Annotated in this window: 21 protein-coding genes; 9 read left to right on the top strand and 12 right to left on the bottom strand. The window is 70.2% G+C overall.

The features are described from left to right. Positions 1 to 11 precede the first annotated feature (11 nt). Positions 12 to 857, top strand: a complete 846-nt coding sequence (locus tag E1161_RS00575; protein WP_328591195.1) for an SMP-30/gluconolactonase/LRE family protein — start codon at positions 12 to 14, stop codon at positions 855 to 857. An 18-nt stretch (positions 858 to 875) separates the two neighbouring features. Here the strand turns inward: E1161_RS00575 and E1161_RS00580 are convergent, their stop codons facing one another. Next, positions 876 to 1664 (bottom strand): NPP1 family protein, encoded by a 789-nt coding sequence (locus tag E1161_RS00580; RefSeq protein ID WP_132618375.1) that lies wholly within the window; start codon positions 1662 to 1664, stop codon positions 876 to 878. 501 nt (positions 1665 to 2165) lie between these two features. Between E1161_RS00580 and E1161_RS00585 the strand changes: the two genes are divergently transcribed. Both E1161_RS00585 and E1161_RS00590 read left to right on the top strand, forming a co-directional pair. Further along, entirely contained in the window at positions 2166 to 2882 is a 717-nt protein-coding gene (locus E1161_RS00585) for an alpha/beta fold hydrolase (protein WP_235874680.1), read from the top strand. A gap of 102 nt (positions 2883 to 2984) precedes the next feature. Further along, complete coding sequence (locus tag E1161_RS00590) at positions 2985 to 3662, top strand: GntR family transcriptional regulator (RefSeq protein ID WP_235874681.1); 678 nt, start codon at positions 2985 to 2987, stop codon at positions 3660 to 3662. A gap of 3 nt (positions 3663 to 3665) precedes the next feature. Here the strand turns inward: E1161_RS00590 and E1161_RS00595 are convergent, their stop codons facing one another. Continuing rightward, positions 3666 to 4499, bottom strand: a complete 834-nt coding sequence (locus tag E1161_RS00595) for an alpha/beta hydrolase (protein ID WP_207920025.1) — start codon at positions 4497 to 4499, stop codon at positions 3666 to 3668. Further along, positions 4496 to 5074, bottom strand: coding sequence for a quercetin 2,3-dioxygenase (locus E1161_RS00600; protein ID WP_132618379.1), 579 nt, complete (start codon positions 5072 to 5074; stop codon positions 4496 to 4498). Before E1161_RS00600 ends, E1161_RS00595 begins: the two co-directional genes overlap by 4 nt. Positions 5075 to 5193: 119 nt before the next feature. On the opposite strand from E1161_RS00600, the gene E1161_RS00605 reads away from it, so the two are divergent. Then, positions 5194 to 5631, top strand: a complete 438-nt coding sequence (locus tag E1161_RS00605) for a MarR family winged helix-turn-helix transcriptional regulator (RefSeq protein ID WP_132618381.1) — start codon at positions 5194 to 5196, stop codon at positions 5629 to 5631. Positions 5632 to 5764: 133 nt separating this feature from the next. After that, on the top strand, positions 5765 to 6166 hold the full coding sequence (locus E1161_RS00610; RefSeq protein ID WP_132618383.1) for a VOC family protein: 402 nt from the start codon (positions 5765 to 5767) through the stop codon (positions 6164 to 6166). Positions 6167 to 6315: 149 nt separating this feature from the next. On the opposite strand, the gene E1161_RS00615 is transcribed toward E1161_RS00610, so the two are convergent. The 4 genes from E1161_RS00615 to E1161_RS00630 are packed head-to-tail and all read right to left on the bottom strand — an operon-like array spanning position 6316 to position 9920. Next, entirely contained in the window at positions 6316 to 7245 is a 930-nt protein-coding gene (locus E1161_RS00615) for a TauD/TfdA dioxygenase family protein (protein ID WP_132618385.1), read from the bottom strand. A gap of 59 nt (positions 7246 to 7304) precedes the next feature. Next, positions 7305 to 8102: an ABC transporter permease gene (locus tag E1161_RS00620; RefSeq protein WP_207920026.1), complete on the bottom strand. Its 798-nt coding sequence runs from the start codon at positions 8100 to 8102 to the stop codon at positions 7305 to 7307. Beyond that, a complete protein-coding gene (locus E1161_RS00625; protein ID WP_132618387.1) occupies positions 8095 to 8874 on the bottom strand; it encodes an ABC transporter ATP-binding protein in 780 nt (259 codons plus the stop codon). Before E1161_RS00625 ends, E1161_RS00620 begins: the two co-directional genes overlap by 8 nt. Before the next feature lie 17 nt (positions 8875 to 8891). Next, positions 8892 to 9920 carry an ABC transporter substrate-binding protein gene (locus tag E1161_RS00630; RefSeq protein ID WP_132618389.1) on the bottom strand — a complete coding sequence of 343 codons (1029 nt, stop codon included), beginning with the start codon at positions 9918 to 9920 and terminating at the stop codon, positions 8892 to 8894. Positions 9921 to 10375: 455 nt separating this feature from the next. On the opposite strand from E1161_RS00630, the gene E1161_RS28475 reads away from it, so the two are divergent. After that, positions 10376 to 11908 carry a methyltransferase domain-containing protein gene (locus E1161_RS28475; RefSeq protein ID WP_328591196.1) on the top strand — a complete coding sequence of 511 codons (1533 nt, stop codon included), beginning with the start codon at positions 10376 to 10378 and terminating at the stop codon, positions 11906 to 11908. A 3-nt stretch (positions 11909 to 11911) separates the two neighbouring features. Here E1161_RS28475 and E1161_RS00640 read toward each other — a convergent pair whose 3' ends face one another. Continuing rightward, positions 11912 to 12178 carry a helix-turn-helix transcriptional regulator gene (locus E1161_RS00640; RefSeq protein WP_132618391.1) on the bottom strand — a complete coding sequence of 89 codons (267 nt, stop codon included), beginning with the start codon at positions 12176 to 12178 and terminating at the stop codon, positions 11912 to 11914. A gap of 92 nt (positions 12179 to 12270) precedes the next feature. On the opposite strand from E1161_RS00640, the gene map reads away from it, so the two are divergent. Continuing rightward, positions 12271 to 13035: a type I methionyl aminopeptidase gene (gene map / locus E1161_RS00645; RefSeq protein ID WP_132618393.1), complete on the top strand. Its 765-nt coding sequence runs from the start codon at positions 12271 to 12273 to the stop codon at positions 13033 to 13035. 278 nt (positions 13036 to 13313) lie between these two features. Continuing rightward, positions 13314 to 13544 carry a zinc finger protein gene (locus E1161_RS00650; protein WP_132618395.1) on the top strand — a complete coding sequence of 77 codons (231 nt, stop codon included), beginning with the start codon at positions 13314 to 13316 and terminating at the stop codon, positions 13542 to 13544. Positions 13545 to 13593: 49 nt separating this feature from the next. Here E1161_RS00650 and E1161_RS00655 read toward each other — a convergent pair whose 3' ends face one another. Further along, positions 13594 to 14352 carry a dienelactone hydrolase family protein gene (locus tag E1161_RS00655; protein WP_132618397.1) on the bottom strand — a complete coding sequence of 253 codons (759 nt, stop codon included), beginning with the start codon at positions 14350 to 14352 and terminating at the stop codon, positions 13594 to 13596. Positions 14353 to 14607: 255 nt separating this feature from the next. Between E1161_RS00655 and E1161_RS00660 the strand changes: the two genes are divergently transcribed. After that, positions 14608 to 16644, top strand: a complete 2037-nt coding sequence (locus tag E1161_RS00660; protein WP_132618399.1) for a HelD family protein — start codon at positions 14608 to 14610, stop codon at positions 16642 to 16644. Positions 16645 to 16888: 244 nt separating this feature from the next. On the opposite strand, the gene E1161_RS00665 is transcribed toward E1161_RS00660, so the two are convergent. From E1161_RS00665 to E1161_RS00675, 3 genes are read right to left on the bottom strand one after another with little or no spacing between them, the layout of a single operon-like run. Further along, the gene (locus E1161_RS00665) at positions 16889 to 17368 is read right to left on the bottom strand and encodes a (2Fe-2S)-binding protein (protein ID WP_132618401.1); all 480 of its coding nucleotides are present in this window, start codon (positions 17366 to 17368) and stop codon (positions 16889 to 16891) included. Next, a complete protein-coding gene (locus E1161_RS00670; RefSeq protein ID WP_132618403.1) occupies positions 17361 to 18212 on the bottom strand; it encodes an FAD binding domain-containing protein in 852 nt (283 codons plus the stop codon). Before E1161_RS00670 ends, E1161_RS00665 begins: the two co-directional genes overlap by 8 nt. Continuing rightward, positions 18209 to 20575, bottom strand: coding sequence for a xanthine dehydrogenase family protein molybdopterin-binding subunit (locus tag E1161_RS00675; RefSeq protein WP_132618405.1), 2367 nt, complete (start codon positions 20573 to 20575; stop codon positions 18209 to 18211). Before E1161_RS00675 ends, E1161_RS00670 begins: the two co-directional genes overlap by 4 nt. Positions 20576 to 20619: the final 44 nt, after the last annotated feature.

Raw genomic sequence — 20619 nt, forward strand, 5'->3', positions numbered from 1 at the left:
AAGGTTCAACGGTGCTGGAGCAGGTCACCCCTCCGCTGGCCGGGCACGGCGAAGGGCCGGTGTGGTTCGGTCGCTGGCCGGGGCTGCGATGGGTGGACATGCTGGTCGGTGACGTGCTGACCCTCGAGGCCTCCGGTGAGGTCCAGCGCCGCCACGTCGGCTCGGTCGCGGCAGTGCTGCGTCCGAGGGAATCCGGCGGAGCGGTGCTGGCGTTGGATCGCGGGTTCGCCTTCGCCGACGACGCGTTGCAGCAGATCCAGGTGCTGCCGGAGTTGTGGAGCGGCACCGACGTCCGGATGAACGAGGGCGGCTGCGGCCCGGACGGCGCGTTCTACTGCGGCTCCATGGCCTACGACGAAACACCGGGCGCCGGAACCCTCTACCGCCTCGATCCGCACGGCCGCGTCGAACCGGTCGTGCGCGAGGTCAGCATCTCCAACGGTCTCATGTGGACGGCGGACGGGTCGCGGGCCTACTACGCCGACACGCCGACCCAGCGGGTCGACGTGTTCGACTTCGAGGGCGGAGAACTGGTCAACAGGAGGCCGTTCGCCCACATCGACCGGGCCGACGGGTCCCCGGACGGGCTGACGGTCGACGCCGAAGGCGGTGTCTGGGTCGCCCTCTGGGGTGGCGGAGCGGTCCGCCACTACACGCCCGACGGAGCGCTCGCCGAGGTCGTCGAGGTCCCCGCTCCGAAGGTCACCGCGTGCACCTTCGGCGGCGAGGACCTCGACCGGCTCTACATCACCACCTCGCAGGTCGACACCGACCTCGAACACCACCCCGGTGCCGGTGCGGTGTTCGCCACCGACCCCGGGGTGCGAGGGCTCCCGGTGCGCACCTATGCGGGGTGACGTCCCCGCTTCGTCGCATCAGGCGTTGGGGTCGAAGGCGATTCCCTCGGGCTTGGCGCTCTCCAGGTTGCCGATGAAGGCGCCGTCGGAGATGGCCAGGCTCGCGCTGCCGTAGTCGGCCGAGGTGAGCTTGTCGCGAAGGCCGGTGTCCGGCCAATTCTCCCAGCTCACCAGAGCTGGGTACTGCCAGGCGCCGTAGTGGTTCTCGGGCTGCTCGTCCGCGCCGGCCAGCCGGAAGCAGTGGGTGCTCACGCCGTCCTTGTGGTAGACGACCTTGGCGTGGGTGCCATCCCACTGAACCTCGTTGGCGGGGTAGGTCGAGTAGTCGCCGTGCGCCGAGGTCGAGACGTGCTTGGCCTCGTCGTTCTCGACCCACACGATGACGTGTTCGAGGTCGTGGCGGTGTCCGCCGAGCCCGCTGCCGTCCACGGCCTGGTCCTTCTCGAAGTACAGGTCGTAGACGTAGGCGCACCAGCCGTTGTTGCACTTGGAGCGCGAGTAGGAGTTGGTGTTGTCCAGGTCCGACTGGTCGTGGCAGCTGCCGTTGATCGCACCGGTGGTGTCCAGGCCGGGAGCGATGGTGCCGTCCGACCCGATCGCCGGAGTCGGGTAGCAACCGTCCCCGTCGTAGTCGAAGGCGGGTTGCCACTTCGCGTCCGCATCGGCAGCACTGGTGGGCAGCGCGGCGGGCGGGTCGGCGGCGGCGATCGCCGGCGGAAGCGCGAGGAGCAGGACCGCGGCTCCCGCGACGCTGGCAGCGATCTTCCCGACCCGGCGGGGGCGGGGCGTGCTGTCCACAGTGTTCATCAAGCGATCGTTCCTCTCGTCCGAATCCGAAAGTTGCTCGGATCATAGATCGATCCCGGTCCGGAACAGGAGAGGACGAACTGATCAGATCAAGACACGTCGGCTCCTCGTCACCGTTCTTCCCGTTGTTCACGGCGGATTGCCGAAATCAGCCCCGCGTCTGGGAAGAGCGCGGAAACACCGCTGAACGAATTCGAGGTGCTGGCATTGCGTGCGTGCTGATGAGGTCTCGGTCCCGCGGGCTGATCGGGTGGGTGTCGTGCGCGTTCGTCCAGGCGTAGGCGTCGTGTTCGGTGAGCCGCACGTGCTTTCCGGTCACGGTCAAAGACCGAATTCGGTGATTCCTCGCGGACCTCGCGTTGCCGCGTCATCAGATCGCAGTCGTGCGGTTCGACTCTGCCGCCGGGTATCTCCCGCATTGCCACCGCGGAATTCGTGCTGCGGAGGAACGCAGCACCAGCGCCCGCCCGCGCAGATGAAAAGCGCGCGGACGACGTGCTGGTGGGTGCCGTCGGCGGCGTCGCGGGCGATGAGTTCGCACTGTCCACGAGTCGCGGCCCCTCGATCCGTGCGGCTCGCGACCAGTTCAGAGACCAGGGTCGAAAACGCTCCTCTCGGAGATCGCCGAGCGAGAACCGGCCCGATGGGCCTTGCTCTACGGGGGGTTTCGCCGAGGACGTCATCGCCGTGCTGGATGCGCTCAGCATCGACTCGGCTGACGTGTACGGCACGTCCATGGGTGGTCGCACCGCTCAGTGGCTGGCCATCACCCATCCCGATCGCGTGCGGCGGCTGGTCTTGGCTGCACCTCGCCGGGTGGCCCGCACGCCGTCGAAAGCGACGCCGCGGTCCGCCGCGCCCTCGCGCAGACCGACCGGCAAGCAGCCCGAACGAGCGCTGCTGGAGTTGATGTGCAGCCCGGAGTGGCTGGCCTCGCACGACGGTCCGCGCACGGTTGTCGGCGACCGGGACATGTCGGCGCACGCCCGCCGCCACCACCTCGCCGCCAGCAACGGCCACAACGCCTGGGAGCAGCTGGACGAGCGGTTCGCCCAACACGGCGCCGACGACCGGATGACTCCGGCGAGCAACGCCGAACTCCTGGCCCAGCGCATCCTCGAAGCCGAAGCGCACGTCCTGCCCGGTCTCCGCCACGCCTACTTCCACGAGAACCGGCCGGTGGCGAGCAAGCTCGTCGGGGACTTCCTCGCGGACTGATCCGCGCACCGATCTCCCGCCTGGTGAGGCTGGTGCGGGCCTGCGCGGACCCCGCCCGCTAGAATGGTGGACAAAATTGTTATCAATCTCGGGGTAGGGGTAGTGACCACAGCGAAGCGGGACGACGTCGGCCAGGAGGCTCCGGTCGTGGACGCCATCCGCGAAGCCATCACCAGCGGAGACTTCGCCCCGAACCAGCGGCTGGTGGAGGCTGAGCTCTCCGAGCAGTTCGGCGCCAGCCGCGCCGCCGTTCGCAACGCTCTCGTCCAGCTGACCACCGAGGGCCTCGTGGAGCGCATCCAGAACCGGGGCGCTCGGGTGCGCGCGGTGTCGCTGCAGGAAGCCATCGAGATCACCGAGGTCCGCATGGTCGTCGAGGGCCTGTGCGCGGCGCGCGCGGCCGAGCGCGCCACCGAGCACGAGCACGGTGAGCTGCGCGAGATCGGCGAGCGGATGCAGCAGGCCGTCGCCGCCGGCGACGTGCTCGGCTACTCCGAGATCAACAAGCGCCTGCACGCCCTGATCCTGCGCATCAGCGGCCAGGAGACGGCGTGCGCGGTGCTCGGGCGGCTGCGCGGCCAGAACGTCCGGCACCAGTTCCGCCTGGCCATGCACCCGGGACGTCCCTCGGTCTCGCTGCCGCAGCACCTGGCGATCATCGAAGCCATCTGCGCCGGCGACGCCGAAGCCGCTGAGTCGGCCATGCGCACCCACCTGGGCAGCGTCATCGAAGCCCTGCCCGAGGTGGACAAGACCCAGTCGCGCTTCAACGCACCGTGAGCGCTAGCGGGCGGTGACCCGCTGCGCGAACTCCAGGGCGCGGGAGAAGATCCGCTGGCCGTCGACCGGCCCGCGCCACAGGTGTCCGGCTTCGGCCACCAGCTCGCATTCGACCGGGCGGCCCTCCGCGCGCAGCGCGTCGGCGAGCTGTCGGCTCTGCTGCGCGGGAACGGCGTCGTCCGCGGTGCCGTGGGCGAGGTGGAACGGGGGAGCGGCGGCGTGCACGTGCGACACCGGACTGGCCGCTCTTGCCAGATCCGGCACCTGCGAGGCCGCGGCTCCGAGGAGCTGCCCCTCCCGTGAGTTCGGGTCGTCCCGCGAAGGCATCGCGCTCAGGTCGCTCGGCCCGTACCAGTCGACCACGCCCGCCACCGCGCTCGGCGCGTTCCGGGTGGCGGTGAGACCGAGCAGCGCGGCGAGGTGCCCGCCCGCGGACTCGCCCCACACCACGATCCGTTCCGCGTCGACCCCCAGATCGGCGGCGCGGTCACGGATCCAGTGCGCAGCGGCGGTCACGTCGTCGAGCTGCGCTGGGAAGACGGCCTCACCGCTGAGCCGGTAGTCGGCCGAGACGACGGCGAAGCCCGCCGCGACGAGCCGCGCGAACGGGTTCGGTGACCAGTCCCGCCAGGTCGGGCAGAACGAGGTCCGCGAGCCGAGCCGCCAGCCCCCACCGTGCAGGAACAGCACCACCGGCGGTCTCCGCACCGGTGGAAGGTGGACGTCCGCCAGCAGCGGGCGGAACCCGTGTGGAGTCGCGCAGGGCACCGCGCGCAGGAGCATTCCCGGTGTGCCATCGATCGCCGTCGCGGCCGGAAGCGGCTCGGTGCTGGTCATGGTCGCTGCTCGCTCGCCGACGGAGTGCGCCACCGGTGGTCCGGCAGGAATCGGACGTCGTAGCGCTCGCCCACGGTGCTGAACCTGTGCGGTTCGGGAACCACCGGTGCGCTCGGCAATCCCGGTTCGTCCGTGGGAGCGCCCAGGTTCTCGAAGAACCGCTCGAAGGTCCCGCCCGGTCCGGCCGCCACGCCGACGATGCGGCTGTGGTGGCGTTCGATCCGGTAGGCGTGCGGGCAGTTCTTCGGCACGAACCCGAAATCACCCGCTGTCAGGAGTTTTTCGTGCTGTCCGCCGCTGGTCTCCTCGACGAAGAGCCGGACGGCACCGTCGGTGATGAAGAAGACCTCGTAGGTGTCCGGGTGCGAGTGCGCGGGGATGATGTCGCCCTTCGGGCCTTCGCAGGTGAAGAAGTTGAAGGTGTTCTCGGTCTGCTCGCCGCCGGCGTAGATCGTGAACAGGTCCCCGAACAGGTGCGCGCGGTCGCCCTGCCCCTTCTCGATGAAGTAGGGCTTGCCCGGCTCAGGTGGGATCTTCGAGCGCGTCCGGTGCTGCGTCGCGAACTCGATCGTCATGATCCCCCTCGTCTCAGGCCGCTGATGACGTCAAGATACCTGACGGTCGGCGCGGTGTGAACCACCGGGCGGGAGATCGTGCGATCGTGTACCCCGACTGCTCCTGAAAGCTGAGGATCATGGACGACATCCCGCCGAACGTGCCGCAACTGCTGGCAGCGGCCAAGCGCTGGTTCGACGACGCGCTGCACAACAGCATGCGGCACTCCGGCGAGCAGCCGGTCACGGTCGGGCAGGCGGCCGTGTTCGCCAGCCTCGACGCCGCGGGAACGTCCGTCGCCGAACTGGCCCGACGGATCGGCACCACTCGCCAGTCGGTCCACCAAGCGGTGCACGGGCTCATCGGGATGGGTCTGCTCGAACAGGTCCCCGACCCCACGTCAGCCCGCAACCGGCTGATCCGCGTCACCGAGGAAGGCGCCCGCGTCCACCACAAGGCGCTGCGCACGATCGAGGCCATCGAAAGCGAACTCGCCGCCCGCATCGGCCACGACGCCGTCACCGCCCTGCGCGCCGCACTGGACCAGCCCTGGGGCGACCCGCCTCTCATCCGATGACCGAGTCACCCGCCTGACGCGAAAGGGCGACTCGACGGAGGTTCCGAGACCGGCGCGGTGTGGGCACCATGAGAACAACACCGCGCCGGGGCGGTCCTGCCGCTCTCCCGGCGCAGTTCCCGAGGAGGCTGGCATGGCCGAGTTCCCACCCATCACGCACGTGGCGATCACCGTGTCCGATCTCGAACGCAGCACCCGCTGGTACCGGGCCCTGCTCGGTTCCGAACCGGTCCTGGACGAGGACGAGACCAGCGGCGGTTTCCACCACACCGTTTTCGCGCTGCCCAACGGACAGCTGTTCGGACTGCACACCCACCCCGGCGGCGCGAAGGGCGGGGCGTTCGACGAGCACCGCACCGGACTGGACCACGTGGCCTTCGCCTGCCGCGACCGGGCCGAGCTGGAGAGCTGGTGCCACCGCCTCGACGACCTCGACATCCAGCACGGCGGCATCGTCGACGCCCACTACGGTTCCGGAGTGCAGTTCCGGGACCCCGACCACATCGCACTGGAGTTCTTCGCGCCACCGGCTTGAACTCGCGCAAGCTCTCTTCGCTGCCGCTGCGACCGGTCGCCCGATGCTCCGGGGTGTTGCCAAAGTGGCGGTCCTGGTCCGAACCGTCGATGATCAATGACTGAGATGTTCGGTAGGTTCGGACCAGAACTGCCCGCTGTTCGGAAGCGTCAGGCCGGGAGGGCGGAGTAGGCGGACGGATCGCCCACCCGGGTCTCACTTCGGCGGCCGTCGAGGGAGACCGGGACGTCGCCGGCAACGGTCACCCTGTGCATCCTGCGCGCCTGGTCGTCGTAGTCGGCGAGGGCGTAGTGCTGCGTCGCGCGGTTGTCCCAGATCGCCACGTCATCGGGCTGCCACTGCCAGCGGGCGGTGTTCTCCAGGCTGGTGACCCGGTCCTGCAACAACCGGAACAACGCCTGCGACTCAGAACTGCGCAACCCGACGAACCGCTTCACGAAATGCCCCAGCAGCAAGGTACGTTCACCTGTCTCCGGGTGCACCCGAACTACCGGGTGCTCGGTCTCGTAGAGGTCGGAGACGAACTCCGCGCGGTGCGTCCGCTCCTTGACGTCCACCCCGCCGGTGCGGGTCTCGTCCACCCGCGCGGCGTAGTCGTAGTCGTTGGTGTGCACCGCCCACAGCTCGTTGACCAGTGCCTTCAGCGGATCCGGCAAGCTCTCGTAGGCGGCGGCGGTGTTCGCCCACGTGGTGTTGCCGCCGTAGGGGGGCAGCTGCACGGCGCGCAGCACGCTGATCGCAGGTACCCGGTCCACGAAGGTGACGTCGGTGTGCCAGCTGTTGGCCTTGCCGTACTCGGAGTCGATCGGCAGGATGTTGCCGATAGCGCGGCTCGTGGTCGTCGGGTGCGCGAGCGTCAGATCGCCCAGCAGCGAGGCGAACTCCTGCTGACCGATCTCGTCGAGGTGGTGCTGGTTGCGGAAGAACACGACCTTGTGGGCCAGCAGCGCCGAACGGATCTCGGCAACGGTCGAGGCGTCGAGGTCGCCGCCCAAGCGGACGTCGTCGATGCGGGCGCCGATGTTGGCCCCCAGCTTGACGACGTCGAGAGGGCTCTTCTGCTTGGCAATAGCTGTCATGACGGGTTCTCCTCCATCGGTGTGCACCCGGCGCGGGACCTTCCCGCGCCCGGGAAGGATCAACTGCGCCAGCGCGACAGACGCCGCTCGACGGCGGTGAGCGCGTGGTTGAACGCGATGCCCAGCAGCGAGATCGTGACGATCCCGGCGTACATCTGCGGGACCTCGAAGTTGTACTGCGCCGCGTTGATCAGGTAGCCGAGGCCGGCCTTGGCGCCGACCATCTCGGCGGCGACCAGCACCAGGATCGAGGCGGCCGCGGCCAGCCGGATGCCGGTGAACACCGAGGGCACCGAAGCGGGCAGGACGACCTTGCCGAACACCGCCGCCGAGCCGAACCCCAGCGACCGCGCGGACTTGATCAGCAGCGGGTCCACGGTGCGCACGGCGCTGATGGTGTTGAGCAGGATCGGCCACACGCAGGCGAACACGATCAGCGAGATCTTGGAGGTCTCTTCCAGGCCGAGCAGCAGCACGAACACCGGTAGCAGCGCCAGGGCGGCGGTGTTGCGGAAGACCTCCAGCAGCGGTGTGAGCAGCTCGTCCGCCGTGCGGTACCAGCCGATGACCAGCCCCAGGGGTACCGCGATCAGCAGCGCGATGGTGAAGCCGGTCAGCGCGCGGGCGAGGCTCGCAGCCAGGTTCTCCCACAGCTGCCCGTCGGCGGCGAGTTCGAGCCAGGTCGCGGCCACCCGGCTGGCCGGGGGCAGGAAGATGCTGTCCACCAGCCCGATTCGCGGCCCCAGCTCCCACACCGCGAGGAATACCAGGATCGCCACCGACGACCGAGCGGCGCGACGGGCCCGCACGCCTGCGGATCCGGTGGCCGGTCGAGGTGGGGTGAGCGTGTCAGCCAACGCCGAGCACCTCCGGCGCGGAGTGCAGCAGCGTCCAGATCCGGTGCCGGTGCTCGGCGAACTCCGGCCTGCGCAGGGCGTCTTCGCGGCTGGCGCGCTCGGAGATGTCGATCTCCACGGTCTCCCGGACGCGGCCGGGTCGCGAGGTGAGCACCGTGACCGTGCGGCCCAGGTAGACGGCCTCGTCGATGTCGTGGGTGATGAACACGACCGTCTTGCCGGTGCGCTGCCAGATGTCCAGCAGCTGTTCCTGCAGGCGTTCCCGGGTCTGGGCGTCGAGCGCGCCGAACGGCTCGTCCATCAGCAGCACGTCGGGGTCGAAGGCGAGGCTGCGGGCGATGGCGACGCGCTGGCGCATCCCGCCGGAGAGCTGGTGCGGGTAGTGCCCGGCGAAGTCGGCGAGCCCCACCAGGTCGAGGTGTTCGCGCGCCCGCTCCCGGCGCTGCGCCTTGGACGCGGAGTTGGCCTCCAAGCCGAGTTCGACGTTTGCCTGAGCGGTTCGCCAGGGAAGCAGCGCGTACTGCTGGAAGACCACGCCCCGGTTGAGCCCGGGGCCGTTGATGGCTTCGCCGCCGATGCGGATCTGCCCGCTGGTGGGGATGTCGAGCCCGGCGAGGAGGTCCAGCAGCGTGGACTTCCCGGAGCCGCTGGGTCCGACGATGACGGCCAGCTCGCCCGGCTCGATGCGCAGGTCGACCCCGTCGAGCGCGGTGATCTCGGAGTCGCGTCCTCGGAAGGATCGAGTGACGCCGTGCAGAACGATGTCTGTCATGGGTGTGCCTCTTCGTGTTAGGCGAACGGGTTGAACTCGTTGGTGTGGATGCGGGAGACGTCGACCGCGCCGGGCTGGATTACCCCGGACTCGACCAGCCGCTCCAGCCAGTGGGAGAACTCGCGGGCGGCGATGGCCCCGCCGGGGCCCGCCACCCCGCTGGAGCGCCAGTACGCGGCGGTCTTGGTGTCCTCGTTGCGGCCGCGTCGCCGGATGATGTCGGTGAAGCGGGCGACGACCTCCGGGTAAGGGCGGGTCTGCGACCACCGCACCGCCTTCGCGATGCCGGCGACCAGTGCGCGAGTGGTGCCGGGGTTGGCGGCGATGAACTCGTCGCGCAGCACGTAGCAACCTGCGCTGAAGGCCCCCAGCAGCTCGAAGTCGGTGAACAGCGTGCGGATCCCGCCGCGCGCCTTGGCCTTCTCGGAGACCGCTCCGGTCATCGTCGACACGTCGAGCTGACCGGAGCGCAGCGCCTGCTCGGAGCTCACTGGCGGGACCACCACGGGTTGCACGTCGCGGATCTCGGAGTCGGAGAAGCCGTTGCGGCGCAGGTAGATCCCCAGCACGTCCTGGTGGTGCGCGCCGACGGTGTTCATGCCGACCGCCGCGCCGTGCAGGTCGGCCGCTCCGCGCAGCGGACTTCCGTCGAGCACGAAGTACCCTGCGTTGCTCAGCGCGTCGGAACCGTAGTAGGAGACCACCGCGGTGATCGGTGCTCCGGCGGCGACCAGCCGCAGGATCGAGCCGTTGAACGCGCCGCCGATGTCGATGTCACCGGTCACGGTGGCCTGGATGTCCTGCGGCCCGCTGGTGGTGTTGCCGATCCACTCCAGGTGCACGTCGCCGAGCAAGCCCAGATCGGCGGCGAGCTCCGGGAACGTCACCTGACCCGACCATCCTTGGTAGCGGACGACCGTCGTCTCGCCGCGCGGGGCGGCGGAGGAGGCGGCGCATCCGCTGAGGACCGCTGCGGTGGGCAATGTGGACAGACCCAGGCGTAGGAAGTCGCGGCGTCCCAGAGGACGTCGTGGCGAGGAAGGCACAGTTAGCAGACCTGTCTTCTCGATGAATCGCCGAGGTGATTCAGGCGCGACGCGGCAACGTCGCGAAAAAGGGGGAGGTGAGGGGAAGACGCCGCTCGAATCAGGTCAGCGGCGGTGAGGAGTCAGCGACAGCGGGCGCTGGCGACGCGGAGGCAATCCACGTAGCGGCGCTCGACCAGAGCGATGTTCGCTGTCATGCCGATGATGGAACCAGTGCTCGAACGAGGGTGTCAATCATGGTTCAGGGACGTCCCGAGGGGCGGGACTCACCCGCTTGTTGCTGAAGTGGCAAAGAACGTTGCTGATTGGCGCGCGGGGTGGGCATGGTGGTCGCTGGAGGTGGTCAGTGATGGAGAACGAGGGTCTGACCAGGTATGACGTGGTCGTCGTCGGGGGTGGCGCAGCAGGGTTGAACGCAGCGCTGATGCTGGGGGAGGGCGCGTCGCAGCGTTCTGGTGATCGACGGCGAGCAGCCCCGCAACGCCCCTTCCGCCCACATGCACGGGTTTCTCTCGCGCGACGGCGAGGCGCCCGCGGACCTGCTCGCGGCGGGTCGCCGCGAAGTGTCGGGCTACGGGGGAGAGATCTCCACGGGGCAGGTGGTCTCGGCGCGTCGCGAGGGCTCGGGTTTCGTCGTGGAGACGGCCGATCTCCGGCGGGTGAGCGCGCGGCGGCTGCTGCTGGCAACCGGGCTGCGCGACGAACTGCCCGACGTGCCGGGGTTGGCGGAGAGGTGGGGTCGTGACGTGCTGCACTGCCCCTACTGCCACGGCTGGGAGTTCCGCGACGAGCCGATCGGCGTGCTGGCGACCAGTCCGATGAGCGTGCACCAGGCCCTGCTGTTCCGGCAGTGGAGCGAGAGGATCACGTTGCTGCTCAACGGGTCCGAAGTGCCGTCCGGTCAGGACGCCGAGAAGCTCGCCGCTCGCGGGATCGACGTCGTCGCGAAGCCGGTCGAGGAGCTGGATGTCGTCGGCGACGAGCTGACCGGAGTCCGCCTGGCGGGTGGGCGCGTCGTTGCGCTGCGGGCGTTGGCGGTGGCTCCGCGCATGGTCGCCCGGTCGGAACCTGCTGCCGGCCTCGGGCTGGAACCCGAGCCACACCCCAGCGGGGGAACGTACATCCCCTCGGACGAGATGGGCCGGACCGCCGTGTCGGGCGTGTGGGTCGCGGGCAACACGACCGACCTGCGCGCCACCGTGATCGTCGCGGCAGCTGCCGGAGCGACAGTCGGAGGAATGATCAACATGGACCTGATCGAGGAGGAGACTGCCCGCGCCGTGGCGTCCGCGCGAGATCCCTTCAGCGCGGCGGCGGAGGCCCGGACCTGCGAGATCGCGATGGGCGACAGCCGACACGGTGTGATGCACGACCAGGAGGAGCACATGAGCGCAGCGGAGTGGGACGAGCGGTACGGCAGCCAGGAGCGGCTCTTCAGCGGCGCCGCCAACGACGCCCTCGTCGCCGAGGTCACCGGCATGCCGCCGGGTCAGGCCCTCGACGTCGGCTGCGGTGAGGGAGGCGACGCGATCTGGCTGGCCGGGCAGGGCTGGGAGGTGACCGCGGCCGACATCTCGCGGGTCGCCGTGGAACGCGGTGCCGCGGTCGCCGCGGAGCGCGCGCCGGAGGTCGCCGCGAACATCGCGTGGGTGCGCGCGGACCTGGCCGCGGAGCACCCACCGGCCCGTTCGTTCGACCTCGTCTCGGCGCAGTACTTCGCGTTGGAGAAGGAGCGCGGCGAAGAGCCGGTGCGCGCCTTGCTGGCCGCTGTGGCCCAAGGCGGCACGCTTCTCTACGTCGGCCACGACCCCGCCGGGTTCCCGCCCGACACCGAGTTCGACCCCGCCGAGTACGTCATGCCCGCCGACGTCGCCAAGCTCCTCGACGGGGACTGGCAGGTGGAGGTCGACGAGACCCGCCCGCGCACCGGGCCCGGCAAGGAGGACCACCCGCACGACGTGGTGCTCAGGGCCCGTCGCGTGCGCTGAGGATCAGGAGGCGCTGCGCAGGCTCGCTCCGCCGCGCCAGGCCTCGGCGACCTCGTGCACCGGGAGGTCCAGGGCATCGCACAAGCCCACCACGGTGCCGAACGCCGGGGTCGGCAGCCGACCGGATTCGATCTTGCGCAGCGTCTCGGGAGAAATCCCCGCCGCGCGGGCGATCTCGACAGCGTCGCGCTCTGCGCGAGCGTCCCGCAGCACCTTGCCGACGCGCGCGCCGGACTCGACCTGAGCAGGGGTGAGAGGAAGCCGTACCACGACTCGGAGGCTACGGTGGTATTTAAATACCTGCAAGTGCTACTCTTGGTATTAAAATACCGAGACCGGGACTGAGAGTCGTAGGAGTACGAGTGATCGAGCTGAAGACGCCGGCCGAGATCGACAAGATGCGCGTCACCGGTGCGTTCGTCGCCGAGGTCCTCGCCGAGGTCGGGGACATGGCGAAGGTCGGCGTCAACTTGATGGACTTGGAGCACCACGCGCGCCGCCGGGTCGAGGAGCGCGGCGCCCAGTCCTGCTACTGGGACTACTCGCCGTCCTTCGGTGAGGGGCCGTTCCGCAACGTCATCTGCCTGTCGGTCAACGACGCCGTGCTGCACGGGCTGCCGCACGACTACGTGCTGCGCGACGGCGACGTGCTCACCGCCGACTTCGCGGTGAGCATCGACGGCTGGGTCGCCGACGCCGCTCGCACGGTCATCGTCGGAGCCGAGGAGGAAGAGGATCGCAGGCTGGTGCGCTCGACCGAGGAGGCGCTGCGCGCGGCGATCGACGTCGCCGAACCGGGCAACCGGCTCGGCGACATCTCGGCTGCGATCGAGGCCGTCGCCACCGACTACGGCTACCCGGTCAACACCGAGTTCGGCGGGCACGGTCTCGGGCGCACCATGCACGAGGGTCCGCACGTGTCCAACCGCGGCAAGCCCGGCCGGGGCATGAAGCTGCAGCCGGGCTTGACCATCGCCATCGAGCCCTGGTTCGCGCGCACCACCGCCCGCATCGTCACCGACCCCGATGGCTGGACCCTGCGCTCGGCCGACGGCTCCAACACGGCCCACTCCGAGCACACCGTGGCGATCACCTCAAGCGGTCCTCGCATCCTGACCCTTCCCTGACCTCCCACCCGCGGCGTCGCGACGATGACCGCCCGTGATGGGCGAGGTGGCAAATGGGATGTTCGCGGCTTCCGAAGGCCCTGGAGGTTCACGGAATCGTCACCACGAGTGGTGGTCTCGGATGGTCTCTCGTGCTTGCGGAGAGATCTACTACTCCGTACGGGTTGCGTGTGATCGCTCGTTGTTCGGGTACCGTTCAAGATCGTGGCGGGCATGATCGAATCGACCGGGGGCGGGTGGCCGTGCCTCGGACAGCGCTCGCGCGAAGCGGTGGTCTGATGTACCGGCCGCATCCGTTCAGCTGGGTGCCCGCCGAGGGGCAGCGCCACGCCACCACCGACCCCAAACCCCGCCACGGCTACCACGGCGTCACCGTGCGAACGCTGTGCTCCAAGGAGGTCACCGCCGACAACTCCGACATCGGCTGGCTGTGGCCCACCTGCCGGCCCTGCAACACCAGAGCGCACGAGCTGGCCGGCGTCCCCGAGGCGGGCGACGGCGCGGACTGACAACGCCGGCCCCGCGCGCGGCCGGGCGGGCGGGCGCTGACGATGCCGCTCAGCGCAGAGTGCGGTGGAAGAGCTCCAGCAGAGCCTCCCAGTGGCGCTGCGCCCCCGCCTCGTCGTAGGCGGCGGTGTCGGCCTGGGTGTAGCCGTGCGGCGCGCCCTCGTAGACCTCGGTGCGGAACCGGATGCCGGCCTCGATCAGCGCCTGGTCGAGCCGCTGGATCTGCTCCGGTGGCAGCGCGTGGTCCTGATCGGCGTGGCCGAAGTACAGCTCAGCGGTGATCTTCCCGGCAACCAGGTGCGGGCTGTCCTCCGCATCGGTGGCGAGGTTGCCGCCGTGGAAACCGCCCATCGCGGCCACGCGCTCGGGATAGGTCCCCGCCGTGCGCAGCGCCATCGCCGCGCCCATGCAGTAACCGGTGACCCCGACCGGTTCACCGGTGCTCAGCGGGCTGTCGGCCAGCCATTCCAGGTAGGCACCGGCGTCGCGCATCGTCAGCTCAGGCGTGAGCTGCTGCATGATCGGGCCGATGGTCTGGAAGATCTCCGGCCGCGCGCCCGGGTCGATGAGCTCGGGCAACTCGAACACCGGGGTCCGGCCCGCCCTGTAGAACAGGTTGGGCACCAGCACGGTGAACCCCTCCGCGGCCAGCCGGTCCGCCATGGCGCAGAGGTGCGGCCGCAGTCCGAAGGCGTCCATGCAGAGCAGCACCGAGGGGTGCACCCCGCCGCCCTCCGGGTGGGTGAGGTACGCATCTGCCACGCCATCCGGCGTGGGGATCTCCACCGAGGTCCCGCGTGCGGCGATCATGGTGCTGTTCCTCCTCGTGGTTGGCGCCAGCCCGATCCAAGCACTCGTTCACCAGCTCCCGACGCGCGGGGATCAGCTGCTGGGCGCATGCCGGGACCTGCCCTCGTGCGCCCGTGAACCGCTGGTGGTTCCGTTCGTCCGGAACCCCGCTGCCCGGCCTCCGTCCACACCGGACGACGTGGTGCGACTGGAATTGTCGAACGCTCTCGGGCACTCTGTGCTGGTCGAACGTCCGAACATGGGAGACCTGGGGCTTTGAGCGGCGATGAGCTCGATTTAGAGCAGGAGCACCTGACCGAGTTGTACGCCCACGTGGACGCTCTGCGCGCACAGGCGGCCGACCGGGTCGAAGCCGGCGGTGATCCTGACACCGTCGCCGTCTGGAAGGCCGAGGTGTCGCGCCTGGACGGGATCGAGCACGGGCTGTGCTTCGGTCGGCTCGACATGAACGACGGGACGAGCGCCTACATCGGCAGGATCGGCGTGTTCCGCGAAGCCGACGACGAGCAGCTGCTGGTCGACTGGCGAGCGCCGCTGGCCCGCGCCTTCTACACCGCCACGGCGGCTGATCCCCAGGGAGTCCGGCGCAGGCGCCGGATCACCACGCGGGGCCGGGCCGTGGTGGCCGTCGACGACGAGCTGCTGGACTCCGACGGCACCGAGGAGCACCTGGTCGGTGAGGCCGCGCTGCTGGCGGCCGTGACAGCCGAGCGCACCGGCCGGATGCGTGAGATCGTCACGACCCTGCAGGCCGAGCAGGACGCCATCATCCGCTCGGCGGAGCGCGGTGTCATGGTCGTGCAAGGCGGGCCGGGCACCGGCAAGACAGCGGTCGCGCTGCACCGCGTCGCCTACTTGCTCTACACCCACGAGCACCTGCGCAACAGGGGAGTGCTGGTGATCGGACCGAGCCGGATCTTCCTCGACTACATCGGGCAGGTGCTGCCCGGTCTCGGCGAGAACCGGGTGGTCGCCTCCACCATCGCCGAACTCGGCGGTGTCCTCGAGGCCAAGTCCGCCGATCCGGACGCAGAGCGCAAGGGATCGGCCCGGATGGCCGAGGAGGTCGCCCACGCGATCCGCTCGCGGGTCCGGGTTCCCGATGAGCCGGTGGAGGTGACCTTCGAAGAGCAGGTGCTGTCGCTGGATCCGGCGACGTGCCGCCGGGCGGTGTGCAAGGCGCGCGAAGCCGGACTTCCGCACAACCAGGCGCGACTGGTGTTCCAGGACGAGCTCGTCGGCTCGCTCGTGGGATCGCTCGTCGAGCGGATGGAATCGCTCGTGCTCAGCGAGGACGGTCGCCCGCTGGACGGAGGCAGCGCCGACGGACGGCTGAGCGCGGCTGACCGCAACGCACTCTCGGCCGCCGGGGTGATCGTCGATCCTGATGACGACGCCCCTCGGGAGGTGATCGACTCCGCCGACCGCGACGCGCTGCGCGCCTCGCTGCTGGCCGACGACGGGGTGCTGGGTGCGCTCGACGAGCTGTGGCCGGAGCTGACGCCCGAGCAGGTGGTGACCGACCTGACCGGCGGTGGTCCGCGCACCTCGGCCGACGTGCCGCTGCTCGACGAGGCCGCCGCGCTGCTCGGGCACGATGCCGCCAAGGCCGTGTTCGGGCACGTCGTCGTCGATGAGGCGCAGGAGCTCTCGGAGATGCAGTGGCGGATGCTGATGCGCCGCTGCCCATCCCGGTCGATGACCCTGGTCGGCGATCTCGCGCAGACCGGCAGCCCTTCCGGAGCGAGCTCGTGGGGTCAGGTGCTGGCGCCGCACGTGGCCGACCGGTGGCGACTGGCCGAGTTGACGGTGAACTACCGGACTCCGTCGGAGATCATGGCCGCGACAGAGGACCTGCTCGCCGGCACCGGCTTGCGGCCGCCGCGCTCGGTCCGGTCATCCGGCGAGGTTCCGTGGCTGGAGCGGGTTCCCCGCGGATCGCTGGGGGGTCTGGTCGGCGAAGTCGTGGCCGGGCACGCGGAGGGCCAGCTCGCCGTCATCGCGCCGTCGGACCTCGTGAGCGAGCTCGCTTCCGCGGTGGGCGCGGGTCTGCCGGTCGATCTGACCGATTCGGTCGTGGTGCTGGAGCCTGGCCAGGCCAAGGGGTTGGAGTTCGACTCGGTGCTGATCGTGGAACCCGCTGCGATCCTCGGGGGCGGCGGTTTCGGGCGCAGCGATCTCTACGTGTCGATGACGCGCGCGACCCGGAGGCTGGGTGTGGTGTGCGTGGGGTCGGTTCCCGAGCCTTTGGCGGGGATGGCCTCTCGCGAGCCCTCATCGGTGGTGCGCTGAAAGCACGTCGTGCCCGCTGCTCTCGCTCCTTGCTGGATCACCCCATCCAGCGATCGCCATTCGCTCGCATCTTCGAATGGCTCGTTGCACCCTGGGTACAGGAGTTCGAACGGCGAGGTGGGCGAGATCCCACGGGAGTGATGACGCGATGACAGTGACACGACGACGCCGGTCGCCCCGCCTCCGGCATGCCCTGGCGGACTTGCTGTTTGACAACTCCAGAGCGGGAAGAACGGGCAGGGGCTCAGGAACGGCCCCACGCCTCGTTCACCGAGTCGACGATGTGCTGGTATCCCGTGCAGCGGCAGATGTTGCCGCCCAGCAGTTCCCGGATGTCGGCGTCAGTGGGGTGGTCCTCCGGTTCGGCTGCGGCGAGCGTCGTCAGCAAGCCCGGAGTGCAGAAACCGCACTGCAATCCGTGGCACTCCTTGAACGCCTGCTGCATCGGGCTCAACCCGTCCTCCGGTGTGAGTCCCTCGACGGTGGTGATCTCGCAGCCGTCGGCCTGCACCGCGAGGGTGATGCAGGACCGCGCGGGCTCACCGTCGATGAGCACGGTGCACGCGCCGCAGATCCCGTGCTCGCAGCCGGCGTGGGTGCCGGTGAGCGCCAGGTCGTCGCGCAGGAAGTCGACCAGCAACCGCCGGGCGGGCACCGGGCGCCGGACCTCGCGGCCGTTGACCGTCAGGGTGATGTCGCAGCTCGCGGTGGGGGTGTCAGGCATGGGCGATCTGCTCCAGGGCTCGCCGGGTGGCCGTGCGCAGCGCGGCACGGCGGGTTTCGGGGTCGGCGTGCACGTCCTCGGGCGGATCGACCGACTCCGCTGCGGCTTCGGCGGCGTCGTCGATCGATCCCGCGGTGAGCGGGCGGCCCAGCAGCGCCTGCTCGGCGGCGGGGAGGAGGCGGACGGTGCCCGCGACGCCCAGCGCCGCGAGCCGGGCCCGGGTGATCTCGGGCCCGTCGAGCTCGACCACGGTTGCGAGTCCGGCGAGGGCGAAATCGCCCGCGCGATGGGTGACCTCGGCGATCCCGTGACGTGCGTTCGGTCGGATCGGCCAGCGGGTTTGGGTGATGATCTCGGTCGGCGCCAGGGCCGTCTGGTACGGGGTCAGGAACAGTTCGGCTGCCGGAAGCGCGCGGCGGCCGTCCGGACCGGTGGCCACCACCTCGGCGTCGAGCGCGAGGGCTGCGGCGCAGAGCTCGGCCGCCGGATCGGCGTGGGCCAGCGAGCCACCGACGGTGCCCCGGGTGCGGATCTGGTGGTGGCCGACGTGGCGGAGCGCGTCCACCAGCAGCGGGCAGGTCCGAGCGACCAACGACGAGGTTTCGACCGCCCGCTGGCGGGCGGCGGGCCCGATCACGAGCTCCTCGCCGTCGCGGTGGAGTTCGGCCATGCCGGGCAGGCGGGTGATGTCGACCAGCGCGCTGGGCCGGGCCAGCCGGAAGTTCATCATCGGCAGCAAGCTCTGCCCACCGGCGAGGATCCTGGCGTCCTCGTCAGCGGCCAGCAGCGCGATCGCGTCGGCGATGGTGCCGGGGCGGACGTAGTCGAACGGCGGCGGCTTCACGGGCGGGCCTCCTCGATCAAGCGGCGCACCACCGGTGGTGTCAGCGGGGTGGTGTCGATGCCAGTGACGCCCAGCGGTTCGAGCGCGTTGTCGATCGCCCCGGCGATCGCCGCCGGCGGGCCGATGATGCCGGCCTCACCCGCTCCCTTGACGCCGAACGGGGTCTCCGGGGCGGGACCGCCCAACTCCTCGACGAGCAACTCGGGGATCTCGCGTGCGCTGGGCAGCAGGTACTCCGCGAACGTGGTGGCCAGCGGCTGACCGTCCTCGTAGGGGAGCTGTTCGTAGAGCGTTCCGCCGATGCCCTGCGCGACCCCGCCGTGGATCTGACCCGCGACGGTCAGCGGGTTGATGACGCGGCCGCAGTCGTGCACCACGGCGTAGCGCACCACCTCGACGACACCGGTGTCGGTGTCGACGCGGACGACGGCGGCGTGAGTGGCGTTGGTGTAGCTGGCGGCGGCGTTCATCTTGCCGTCGGGGCGGGGCACGTGGTCCAGGCCGGGCGGCTCGTAGACGGCGCGCGCCTCCAGGCCCGGCTCGACACCTGGAGGGAGCTCGAAGGTCCGGTTCAGAGCCGACTGGGCCACCTGGGTCCAGGAGATCGCGCTGCCGGGGCTACCCCGGACCTGGAAACGCCCCTCGGTGAGTTCCAGGTCGTCCGGGGACGCCTCGAGGAGGTGCGCGGCGATGTCGGTCCCCTTGCGCCGCAACACCTCCGATGCGCGTTCGATCGCCCCGCCGGCCACGAGCGTGCCGCGGCTCGCCCAGCTGCCCAGGCCGAACGGAGCCGTGTCGGTGTCGCCCATGACGACCCGGACCTGCTCGATCGGGATCGACAGCGACTCGGCGACGAGCGTGGCGACCATGGTGTGGGTGCCTTGGCCCATCGCCGAGATCCCGACGGCCACGGTGACGCCGCCGTCGGAGTCGAAGCGGATGTCCGCCGCGTCCTGGCTGCTCCAAGTTCCGGTGATGGAGAACATGGTGGAGGCGACGCCCTCGAGGTAGGTGGCGTAACCGACGCCCAGGCGCGTTCCGGGTTCGGCGGCGCGCCGTTCCTCGGCCAGCATGCGCTCGCCGAGTTCCACCGCGCGCTCGAACGCCTCGCGGTGGGTGCCGGACTCCAAGCGGGCGCCCGCGGCGGTCTCGTAGGGAAGGTCTTGCGGTGCGAGGATCATCCGGCGCCGCAGCTCCAGCGGGTCGATGCCCAGCTCGCGTCCGATCTTGTCGACCAGCCGCTCGATCGCGAAGGTCCCCTCCGGGGCGCCGAAACCCCGGTACCCGCCGGTCGGCGTCTTGTTGGTGACCACGCCCTGCACCGCGATGGACTGGTGCGGGATCCGGTAAGGCCCGCACAGCGAGCCGACCGCCACCAGGCTCGGCCCGTACCCGGCGGGGAAGATCTCGCCGGATCCCAGGTCGGTGCGCACCCGGCCGCGCAGCGCGGCGATCGTGCCGTCCTCGCGGACGGCGGCTGAGAGGTCGATCTCGGTGTCGCGGGCGTGGGTGCCGGAGATCAGGTGCTCGTGCTGGTCCTCGATCCACCGGACCGGGCGCCGCAACCGCATCGCCAGCCACGGGATGAGGTATTCCTCCGGGTAGATCTGGTTCTTCTGCCCGAAACCGCCACCGAGGTCCGGTGTGATCACCCGGATGTCGCGTTCCGGCATGCTCAGGACGGTGGCGAGCATGGCGCGCACGACGTAGGCCGCCTGGGTCGAGGTCCACACCGTCAGCCGGTCGTCGCGGAATTCGGCCACCACCCCGCGGCCTTCGAGCGGCACCGCCGAGTGGCGGTTCGTGGTGAACGTTCCGCTGACGGTGTGGAACCGCTGGAACGCGGCATCCACCTCGGCGTTGTCGGGCTCGACCGACAGCAGCAGGTTGTCGCCCCAATCCGGGTACAGCAGCGCGGCGTCGGGGGACAGGGCATCGTCGACTGAATCCACAGTGGGTAGGGGTTGTAGATCCGCGTCGACGAGTTCGGCGGCGTCCTCGGCGAGGTAGCGGTCCTCGGCGACCACGACGGCCAGCGGGCAGCCGACGTAGCGGACCCGGTCGCGCGCGAGCGGGAAGTGCTGCACCGCCCGTGCCCACGGCATCCGGTCGGGCACCGCGTCGAGGTCCAGGTCCGCTCCGCCGAACACCGCGTGCACACCGGGTGAGCCGAGCGCTTCGGTCTTGTCGATGCCACGCACGACGGCGTGCGGGACGTCGCTTCGCACGAAGGCGGCCTCCACCATGCCCGGCAGCACGACGTCGGCGACGTAGCGGCCTCGGCCGGTGAGCAGCCTGTCGTCCTCGACGCGTGGTGTGCGAACGCCCAGCAGAGTGGGCCGCCCGCCCTGCATCGCCTGCATCAGACCTCCCCAGTGGTCCCGCTGGACGGCTCAGGTGATGGCTG

Origin of the sequence: Saccharopolyspora aridisoli, assembly GCF_004348445.1 — a bacterium.
GTDB classification, from domain to species: domain Bacteria; phylum Actinomycetota; class Actinomycetes; order Mycobacteriales; family Pseudonocardiaceae; genus Saccharopolyspora; species Saccharopolyspora aridisoli.

What these genes read in the sequence shown, in the direction of transcription:
- E1161_RS00610 (WP_132618383.1), top strand. Translation starts at nt 5,765, where the DNA reads ATGGCCGAGTTCCCACCCATCACGCACGTGGCGATCACCGTGTCCGAT.
- E1161_RS00600 (WP_132618379.1), bottom strand. Translation starts at nt 5,074, where the DNA reads ATGACGATCGAGTTCGCGACGCAGCACCGGACGCGCTCGAAGATCCCA.
- E1161_RS00605 (WP_132618381.1), top strand. Translation starts at nt 5,194, where the DNA reads ATGGACGACATCCCGCCGAACGTGCCGCAACTGCTGGCAGCGGCCAAG.
- E1161_RS00650 (WP_132618395.1), top strand. Translation starts at nt 13,314, where the DNA reads ATGTACCGGCCGCATCCGTTCAGCTGGGTGCCCGCCGAGGGGCAGCGC.
- E1161_RS00615 (WP_132618385.1), bottom strand. Translation starts at nt 7,245, where the DNA reads ATGACAGCTATTGCCAAGCAGAAGAGCCCTCTCGACGTCGTCAAGCTG.
- E1161_RS00675 (WP_132618405.1), bottom strand. Translation starts at nt 20,575, where the DNA reads ATGCAGGCGATGCAGGGCGGGCGGCCCACTCTGCTGGGCGTTCGCACA.
- E1161_RS00580 (WP_132618375.1), bottom strand. Translation starts at nt 1,664, where the DNA reads ATGAACACTGTGGACAGCACGCCCCGCCCCCGCCGGGTCGGGAAGATC.
- E1161_RS00655 (WP_132618397.1), bottom strand. Translation starts at nt 14,352, where the DNA reads ATGATCGCCGCACGCGGGACCTCGGTGGAGATCCCCACGCCGGATGGC.
- E1161_RS00625 (WP_132618387.1), bottom strand. Translation starts at nt 8,874, where the DNA reads ATGACAGACATCGTTCTGCACGGCGTCACTCGATCCTTCCGAGGACGC.
- E1161_RS00595 (WP_207920025.1), bottom strand. Translation starts at nt 4,499, where the DNA reads ATGACCAGCACCGAGCCGCTTCCGGCCGCGACGGCGATCGATGGCACA.
- E1161_RS00665 (WP_132618401.1), bottom strand. Translation starts at nt 17,368, where the DNA reads ATGCCTGACACCCCCACCGCGAGCTGCGACATCACCCTGACGGTCAAC.